The sequence below is a fragment of the Haladaptatus sp. W1 genome (genome assembly GCF_001723155.1).
Lineage (GTDB): Archaea > Halobacteriota > Halobacteria > Halobacteriales > Haladaptataceae > Haladaptatus > Haladaptatus paucihalophilus.
In genome coordinates, this window is record NZ_MEIH01000372.1 from 22,184 (window position 1) to 31,363 (window position 9,180).

General features: G+C 53.2%; 9 protein-coding genes. 5 read left to right on the top strand and 4 right to left on the bottom strand.

Going from position 1 to position 9,180, the window contains the following annotated elements; genetic code table 11:
- Positions 1-17 precede the first annotated feature (17 nt).
- Positions 18-950, bottom strand: coding sequence for a hypothetical protein (locus BG842_RS22580; RefSeq protein ID WP_069452561.1), 933 nt, complete (start codon positions 948-950; stop codon positions 18-20).
- A gap of 410 nt (positions 951-1,360) precedes the next feature.
- On the opposite strand from BG842_RS22580, the gene BG842_RS28265 reads away from it, so the two are divergent.
- Entirely contained in the window at positions 1,361-1,813 is a 453-nt protein-coding gene (locus tag BG842_RS28265) for a hypothetical protein (protein ID WP_083252707.1), read from the top strand.
- 83 nt (positions 1,814-1,896) lie between these two features.
- On the opposite strand, the gene BG842_RS22590 is transcribed toward BG842_RS28265, so the two are convergent.
- Positions 1,897-2,316, bottom strand: coding sequence for a helix-turn-helix domain-containing protein (locus BG842_RS22590; protein ID WP_083252708.1), 420 nt, complete (start codon positions 2,314-2,316; stop codon positions 1,897-1,899).
- 133 nt (positions 2,317-2,449) lie between these two features.
- On the opposite strand from BG842_RS22590, the gene BG842_RS22595 reads away from it, so the two are divergent.
- The 3 genes from BG842_RS22595 to BG842_RS22615 all read left to right on the top strand — a co-directional run bounded on the left by BG842_RS22595 (position 2,450) and on the right by BG842_RS22615 (position 6,213).
- Positions 2,450-3,301, top strand: coding sequence for a geranylgeranylglycerol-phosphate geranylgeranyltransferase (locus BG842_RS22595; protein ID WP_069452563.1), 852 nt, complete (start codon positions 2,450-2,452; stop codon positions 3,299-3,301).
- 155 nt (positions 3,302-3,456) lie between these two features.
- Entirely contained in the window at positions 3,457-4,566 is a 1,110-nt protein-coding gene (locus BG842_RS28270) for an ArsR family transcriptional regulator (RefSeq protein ID WP_083252709.1), read from the top strand.
- A gap of 792 nt (positions 4,567-5,358) precedes the next feature.
- Complete coding sequence (locus BG842_RS22615) at positions 5,359-6,213, top strand: hypothetical protein (RefSeq protein WP_069452566.1); 855 nt, start codon at positions 5,359-5,361, stop codon at positions 6,211-6,213.
- Positions 6,214-6,731: 518 nt separating this feature from the next.
- On the opposite strand, the gene BG842_RS28280 is transcribed toward BG842_RS22615, so the two are convergent.
- Complete coding sequence (locus BG842_RS28280; RefSeq protein WP_254663402.1) at positions 6,732-7,022, bottom strand: hypothetical protein; 291 nt, start codon at positions 7,020-7,022, stop codon at positions 6,732-6,734.
- 568 nt (positions 7,023-7,590) lie between these two features.
- On the opposite strand from BG842_RS28280, the gene BG842_RS30325 reads away from it, so the two are divergent.
- On the top strand, positions 7,591-8,064 hold the full coding sequence (locus tag BG842_RS30325) for a CPBP family intramembrane glutamic endopeptidase (RefSeq protein WP_175424258.1): 474 nt from the start codon (positions 7,591-7,593) through the stop codon (positions 8,062-8,064).
- Between the two features lie 388 nt (positions 8,065-8,452).
- Here the strand turns inward: BG842_RS30325 and BG842_RS22630 are convergent.
- Positions 8,453-9,180 (bottom strand): peroxidase family protein (locus BG842_RS22630; protein WP_303645376.1); only part of this gene is annotated, 728 nt, incomplete at its 5' end.

Sequence of the window (9,180 nt, forward strand, 5' to 3'; positions counted from 1 at the left end):
TAACCTTAGCTTTAAGCTTAAGTGTACTGCTCGAGTGTCGAGTCGTCAATCTCGACGGTTTCGATGTCATCGAACTGCCGTGCGCCAGCTCGGAATGCGTGGTAACACTGCTGTCGAATCGACCGTGGAGTCCCGTCACTCCGATCGATAATCTCGTCAATCGCGCTTGCACTGTAGGGATCGGATGAGTAGCCATCACTGTACTCTTCTTCGCGTGCGAATGCGAGCCACCGTCCGATCAGCTCATCAGTCTCGGCAAAATCAAACCGTTCCAGTGATCGATCCTTCGCGACGAGACGAGAGGTAAGTGTCTCGCGAAGTTCGTCGATTCGCTCACTTGCTACCGGTGTCCCGAACAGGAACAACAAGAATACTGGTTCTTCATCACCGAGGTCACCAACACTCTGCAACGCGGCGAGTAGCTGTTGGAATGTGCGTGTGTTGCGTGCTGCGTCCTCAAGCTGATCCACTTGGATGATGCAGGCGATGTCCTGTTCTTCGAGTTGAGCTGCCACGTCTTCGACGATCTGTCGGACCTCATCGGTCGGATGTGGGTAGTCATCCGGTATCTCCAGGTCTTCATACTGGGACAGCTCGTCTAGTAGTCGCGTGTAGAATCGTCGTGTTGTGATGGACTCGACTTCACGAATCCGTGCGATATGGAACTCCTCGCTTCGGGGGCCGTTTGCGAGTGCGTCATAAACGAGGTCGCGAAAGTGAGTCTTCCCTGCCCCGCGCCGGTCGATGATCGAGACGTGACCCGCCCGATTCAGAATGTGTGAGGCAACTTCGTTGAGTAAGTCATCGTTCACACGGACGGCAACCTCTGGATTCGGTAGTGTTTCCGCGGTGAACGGAATCCGATCTGGTTTGATTCCTAGCTGTTTTGCATAGCGCTTTTGCACGCTTTCAGTGTCGTCAAGTGCTTGTGTGAATTGGTCTGTTCCCATACATCGACACTAGATTGTATAACCTTAAAACTAATCTTAAGATTAATCTGATCGTTGAGATGGAGTGTGGCACTGGGCCGTTTTCCTCAACTACTGACCCCATGGCTAGGCGTCTTCCTTGTAACTCTGGACAACCGACAACTCTCCATCACAGTACTCAATCTTAAATTTAATATTAAGAATAGCTCTGGGTAGTGGTTGAGTAGTAGTAGATTCTAAAATAGGCTTAAGATTAGAATTAAGCTTAAACAACCACAAAGCAGCTGATAGCGACTAAAAACTGAGTAATTCGTAGATGAAACTCTACCTGATGCGACGTTGATCCATGGAAGTTTGCTACAATTTCTGCTGGTCCACGTTTGATCTAAGTCGCCCATAAACTCTTTACTTAGTACATTATACTAAGAAGAATGGCAAACTCGATTAAACGCTCCGGAGATGGTCTTGCTCTTCAAATTACAAAATCCGCGCGAGCTGCTGGCCTCGTAGAAGAAACTGAGGATGGAAACGCGAGCTATCGAGCCGATATTCGAGTCCATGCGTTCTGTGATCTCCTGCTCATCGTTGATCTCGATCGAGTCAACGAAGAAGACGAGGCCGAAATGGTCGCGACAACAATTCGAGATACGAAAACCGCATATCAATCGATCAATGCTGGCGTTCATATCGCCGGAGAAGGCTACCAAGTTCATCTTCCAGTTGCAAACGATGCTGGCTTTGAGATCGGTGATATCGCCCCTGTCCATCCTGCACCGAACGTTCTCGTGATTTCAGTAAAAGGATCCACTGACAGTGTTCGATTGGCGAAGGACCTAGTTTCGATTCGAAAAGAGCAAGTTCGCAGTTCTGGGACTTTGGCTTAGCATACTATTCTAATTTTTCCCTATTCACTATAGACTGTTACCCACAGAAAGTTCGCTTAAAGTCTCTAGCAATCACGAGAAAGTTAGTCTGCGTGGAGTCGCGATAGTTGTGTCATGACTGCATCTGTCCAAGTATCTAGCTCTTGCTGTAGCCACTCCGTGGTTTCTGCGAGTGGTTGCGCGACATGCAAATACTTGACACCACCACTAGTGACAGTGCGTGGATACCGAGTGACCAACTCCTGTTCATACAGCGGTTGCAGTTGCTTCCCAATCGTACTCTGATCGCGGTCGAGAATTTCCGCAATTTCAGCGATCGTGCTGTGGGGATGATCGAGAACAGTGAGGTATACACGGAATGCTGCTATATGCACTCCACAGACAGTGGACATCGTCTCCGTGAGTTCCAACTCGGAATTTCTATCCAGTAGTTGCTCGAATCTTGCTACTCGTTCCTCTGGGAGTACTGTCCCCTCTGCCAACTCATCGTCCTCTGTCTCCATATGTGAAGAGACTAGTGACGGCAAATAGGTCTTTCTCACACACCGACTAAACAATGCTACTGCTTCCACCTAGTCCCGGTTTTACGACGTGTGTTTCGGGCTTTTTATTGGACGTCCACAGAAAGTCACAGGTGTGTCCCATGCCGACCGCGTTCAAGGACTCTTCGAACTCACCCGGCCAGGGAATGCTATCGCGGCTGGAGTCCTAACGTTCATCGGTGCATTCGTGGCTGAAGGTACTGCTGTCTTCAGCAATAGCGGGGCAATTGGTGCAGCAATCATCACAACGATTCTTGCAACCGGTGCGGGAATGGCTATCAACGACTACTTCGACCGCGATATCGACCGCATCAACGATCCTGAGCGCCCAATCCCTCGTGGTGCGGTCGCCCCCAGAACCGTCCTTATCTTCAGTCTCATCCTGTTTGCTATTGCTGGAGCGCTTGCTCTACTACTTCCCCGGTTGGCGACCGCGATTGCAGTCGTGAACCTTGTCGCCCTCGTCATATATACGGAGTTTTTCAAGGGTCTACCCGGCGTCGGAAACCTGCTCGTGAGCTATCTTGGGGGAAGTACGTTCCTCTTTGGTGCAGCAGCTGTTGGCAAAGTAAACACGCCAGTCATTGTGTTATTCCTCTTAGCAGCGCTATCGACGTTTGCTCGAGAGCTAATCAAAGACATTGAAGATCTTGAAGGCGACCGTGAAGAAGGATTGAAAACGCTTCCAATCACTATCGGACATCGACCTTCTCTTCTAATCGCTCTAGTGGTTTTACTCCTCGCAGTGCTTGCAAGCCCCGTTCCATACTTCCTTGGGATATTTGGAATCGCGTATCTCGTGTTAGTGACGCCAGCGATTCTTGTGACCATTTATGCTGGATACTTGAGCTTCGACGATCCGTCGGTAGGACAATCAATCCTCAAATATGCAATGTACATCTCAGCGGTGGCGTTTATCGGTGGGCGAATCACCCTCCTTATGTGATGGTTTGATATTCAATTCATCATTGAGTATGCCGAACCAACTCAATTGTCGGTCTTCAACCAAAATGAAACAGGTATTTCTCGCCGAATTAAATTTCATAGACTGGATAGCAAATATCTAAAAGAAGTAGAGCGAACTCTTCCACAGATATCTCTGTGAATTCCACTCGTCATCAAGCCACAAACCCGCTCACAGGTGAAGAATTGGTCGTACGTGATGTAATCAATGAGACCGTGGATACTACGCGTCTTTCGGTACTACGTGCCCTTGGCACGCTTGGAAATCCTACTACACGAACTGAAATCACTAACCATGCTAAAATTTCTCGGCAGGCTGTCTCGAATCATCTTGCGGTTCTTCGGGATCGAGGATTTGTCCGAAATCATGAAACGGAAATCAAACCTACTGCTGGCGGTCTTCTGCTCTTGGACGTTATCGAAACGTGCCTCCAAACAATTCCAGTTCAAGAACTAGCGTATTTGACCCGATCCGACCACCCGCTCAATATTCTCCAAAAACTGAAAGATGAGTCGTATCGACTCACAGATCTACACACTGTAGTAGGCGATCCGCCCTCACAACCCACGATCAGACGAGTTCTCAGTGATCTTATGGAGTATGGATGGACGGAAGACCACGGCGGCAAACAGCAGATCACAACCACCGGACAAGACGCTTTGAACGCATACCGAGAATTGTCGCTCGCAGTACAACAGCTAATCGAAAAAGCACCCTGGCTTCAGCGCCTTCCTCCGGAAGACGCCACTTTCCCTATTCATGCACTCGCTGACGCCAAGCTGATCGTCTCTAATCCTGCTAACCCTGGGTCTGTACTTTCGACAGTTTTCAACCTCTATGATCGGGATACCAGCCGATTTCGAGGGCTCTGTTCGATTTTTCACCCAGTTCTCTTCAGTGCGTATCGGACAGCGTACGAATTACTCAACTTTAGCATTGACAGCGAAATTACCTTCGATTGGCCTACATTCGTGAAAATCGCTAATACGGACAATACGCACTATATTCTCGATTCTTTAGAACTAAGCGATTACGATATATATGCGCTTGAGTATGCGCATACGTTAGGTATCGGAATATACGATGATCGACGAGTCGCTATCGGAGCGTACAATGAATCCGGTACTGGTAACCACGTCGCAATGATCATTAGTTCGAATAATGAGTTGGTTGATTGGGGAATTGGGTTGTATGATTCCTACCGGGAACAATCTACTCATGCAGACAAAATCGATCTCAGTAGATGACTGGGGACCTCTAGCGCCTTTTGACGGCAAATAAGCAATTCAGGAATTGGTCGTTAACGTGTTGGCGGGATTTTCAGTGTCCTACACACTTTTACACCGTAAACGGCGGTGAAGATATTACCCTCCACTGAGAAGCCCAAATCACACCAGAGATCACCGCCCGATGACTGTCATTCAGGGACAACTCGTCACTCTACGAGACTTGAATTGTCCCTAGATACGCACGGCTCTCGGGTCGGTAACACCGGTGCGCAAAGCAGCGAACGTACGTGGGTCCAATCACTCGTTCGCGGACGCACCGGCCATCTCTGGCATCGGAATCATGACACAATCACAAGCCAATGATCATGTCCCAGAGTACCCAAAGCTTCGAAACCAGTTCTTGTAAAGGTTCCCCGCTACCGGACACGCAGTGCCGACTAGATCAGTGGACAGACACGACCGACAAGAGTAGATCGAGTTCATCCACTCAATCCGCCTCGAATTTCGGCTTTTCAACGGCACTCTCCTCGCTGACGACTGCTGACGAACTCGAGCAGCATCCGTACCGTGATCCAGAACGGTTGCGGACTGCCTACGAGCAAGCAGGAACAATCGCTGGCACCGCCGCCCACTTTGACGTCTCAGAAACGACAGCCCGCATCTGGCTGATTATTCACGAGATGTACGATCCCGAGAAACAGGGACTTTCCCAAGTCGCTAACCGATTGGAAGATCTGTTGCCCGAGGATCTTGGACTTTCTCCACTGGGTGAGTGCCAATGAGCACCACAGATTTCGGAGGTGAATACTGATGTCGATCGGACTGTCGCCCGACGAAGTTGACGAGAACACGGTCTCGGACAACGACTTTGCCGCTGCAATGGGGATGGACGTGCCAGAGCCGAGCACGTCGAATACGGACTCGGCCGAGCAAGAGGTCCCAAGCCGGAAAACGATGTGGACGGTGATCCAGCAGCAGGCCGAACAGCTCGACACCCTTGAACAGCGCGTTGCTGACCTCGAAACGGCCACCGAAAAGGCGAGTACAGCACGGACGGATCTCGCCGCAAACGCACACGAGGCGAGCGAGAACGCAAAGACCGCGCGGGAGGTCTCGAAAGCGGCCACAGCAAAGGTGAACCAACTCGAGGCCGAGATCGAAGACGATAACGAATCGTCGAACACCACTGGCCTGCCGGGAGATGTCGAACCGGCTACGTCCCCGCTGGATCTGTACGCGAACTGCTCGCCGTACCAAGTGAAAAAGCGGCTCGTGGACGAGAAGAACAAAAAGAACTCGTGGCGTGCAGTGACGGCCGCCCGACGATGGGACGAGTTCGCCACACGGCGGAAAGACGGCTCGGGCGTCTTCTGGACGCGTGCAGATTTGAAGCAAGCGATTACCGCCATCGATGGCGAGAAACCACACGGGACGACGATCACTCGCGTGTGGGACGCGCTCGTCGAACTCGGTGGGTCGGACGTGATGGTCAAAGAGCGCCGTGTGAGTCAGCAACAGGAGAAAGTCAAAATCATGGCGATGGACATGGACACAGTGGAAGGGCTGAACGAGATGCGGTATCACGAGTTTGATCTCCTCGAGAATGGCGCAGTCACGGGTGGCGTCACACCCGTTGTGACCGGACGTGACGGTAGCGGGGTGTGAGAACGCCGAGAAAACAGAACACGGTTGATACGTTGGACGAGACGTGACGTGTAGACTGCCTCTGGTTGCGGCTCGGGGTGGTTCCTCACGTCTCCGACGCCTCTTCTTCGAGTCACAACTAAGAAAAAAGCCCATTTATTCAGAAGTGGTGTAGATGTATGTTACAGCTACCTCGTGGTTTCGCTCTCGTGTTCGGTCACAACGGGTGTGACTTGTCATCCTCGTTGAGATTTGCTGAGTTCAGCCGCGTCTGTGTGTTCGAGGGCATCTCTGTTTAGGCAGCTATCGGTCAGGGACCCGCGCTTGCGGGCCACCGATCTCGTTATCAGCTGGGAATTTTGCGATTCGTTCGTCTTTTTCATTGAGTGTTCCTGCGACCAGTGCAAAAGTCGAGAGCAGTGAGCTCAATGCACCGAGTACGATGGCGGCGAAGCTGTACTCCTTCAGCAATCAAGAGTAGAGCTGTTCGTGGTTCTCTCAGAGCCACCCGTCAGACAATTCGTCGCTGTGATCATGCATCAATTGAACGAGGGGCAGAATGTCATCGAATCGGGACCTTTTCGTACTTCGTTTGTTTCTCGATCCCATTCGATGAAGCCCGCAGCTTCCAGTTTCGGAAGATGGGTGTGGGTCATCTGGATCATGAGTTTTTCGATATCCTCGTCTTCGATTGTGAGGTCTGCAGGGATTTGGGTGTCCGTATCGTCTTGTGGATTGTGTTCGAGGAGTGCAATAAGCAGTCTTCGCCGGTAGTTGTTTGCAAGCACGTCGAGACCGACACCTAGGGATGTGTGTGGTAGTTCTTTCATGGTATTGTCGCCTCTTCATTCCGCTCTGTATACCGGCGAGAAAACGCAAGTAGTTCTGCAACCAGCGGTTGTTTCTGATCGTGAATCACCTGCTGAGAGACGTCGTATTTGATGAGCCCCGCTGTGTCCAATACTGGCAAGTGGTAGTGATGTAACGTTTCCAATTCTAACGCACTTAACCCACGTGTTTCTTCCGAGGCTGACCGCGGTGTGTCTCCAATGGTAGTGGCGTGTACATATGTCACGAGGTCTGCTACATCGACTACTTCTTCTGTGGCTCCATCCAAATACTGCAATATGGCTCGGCGGTGCTTGTCGCGCGCGACGTCGAACAGTACCTCAATCTCACGGACGTGCCCTTCCCGCACTTGTCGTATCGGTTCTCTTGAACGGCGCTATCGTCTCGATTGCCGCACTCGTCGGTCTCTATCTCGGTGGGCCGGTCGGACTGGGGGCACCTATCATCAAGTCCTGGGTTTCGCGAAACCGTCCATCGCCCCGGCCATTCGGTGAGGCAGTGCTGTGGGGACTCGGTACCGGCGCCCTCATCGTCGTCCTCAGCATCGCCGTGTTCAACCCTCTGATCGTGGAGGCCGTCGTCGACCCGACCAGCCTCCCGGAGGTGTCACCGATGCTCGGCGCGTTGGCTTCCGTCGGCGCCGGCATCACCGAGGAGATGCTCTTCCGGCTCGGCCTCGTGACGCTTCTCGTCTGGCTGGGATTTCGCCTCGGAGCCCGGATCGACGACGAACGCCCAGCGACCTGGTTGGTCTGGGGGGCCATCGTCGTCGTTGCCTTGGCTTTCGGCGCGGCGCACCTTCCCGCTACGTCGGAGGTTTTCCGGCTCACGCCCATCGTCGTCGCCCGGTCGCTGGTGCTCAACGGCGTCGGAGGCGTCGTCTTCGGCTGGCTCTACTGGCGACGCGGGCTCCTCGCGGCATTGGTCGCGCACTTCTCGACCGATATCATCCTGCACGCGCTGGTCCCGCTTCTCATCAACGTCCTCGTTCGCGTGCTTTCGCCGTTACTTGCCGGGCTGTAATCGAGCAATCGCTACCAAAATTGGGGAGTAAGTGATGGTTGAGATAGACTCCTCACCGGTCCGGTGCCGATCTCGATGACGATGGAGCGATAACGTTAGTCGCGGTTCTCATGGTGGTCGACGGCGACCTCCTCCGATGACGTATCGAACAGCGTTCCATCTGGATAAGCTGCGGTGAACGCGAACGTGACACGGTAGCCTTCTTCGATACCCAGACCTCCAGTTCGTCCGAAAATACGAAAGGAATGTGGTCGGGATCGTGGCGAACGAGCCGCGACAATGCTCGTCCCGTCAGGACAGCTCGCATCGTCACGGCACACGACGGGAGTGGTAGTCAAAGATCGATCCACCGAAACGACAGTCCGCTGGGGCCCTTCCTAACCCGTACTCAGTCGAGGTCGTATCGGTCGAGTTTCATCACCTTCGACCACGCGTCGACGAAGTCATCGACGAAGTCCTCCTCTCCATCGTCGGCGGCGTAGACGTCCGCAGTGGTTCGGAGCCGCGAGTGTGCCCCGAAGATGACATCGAAGCGGGTTGCTTCCCACTCGACGTCGCCGGTCTCGCGGTCGCGAATCTCGAAGACCTCCTCGTCCTCGTCAACCGGTTCCCACTCGTAGTCCATGTCGAGCAGGTTGACGAAGAAGTCGTTGGTCAGCGTGCCGGGAGTGTCGGTGAGGACGCCGCGGTCGGTCTCCCCGTAGGTGGCGCCGAGCGCTCGCATGCCGCCGACGAGTACCGCCATCTCCGGTACGGTCAGGTTCAGCAGGTCCGCCTTGTCCACCATCCGCTCCTCGAGCGTGTCGTAGAGGTCGTCGTAGTCGCCGCCGAGATAGTTCCGGAAGCCGTCGGCTTTCGGCTTCAGTGGCTCGAAGGAGTCTGCGTCGGTCTGCTCTGCCGTCGCGTCGGTCCGACCCGGTTCGAACGGTACATCCACGTCGTAGCCGGCATCCGACGCCGCCTGTTCGACGGCCACGTTCCCACCCAGCACGATGAGGTCGGCGAGTGAGACGCGAGCGTCGTCCTCACGCGAACCGTTGAACTCCGCCTGTATTTCCTTGTAGGTTTCAAGGATCGTTTCGAGTTCCTCGGGCTCGTTGACCTCCCAGTTCCGCT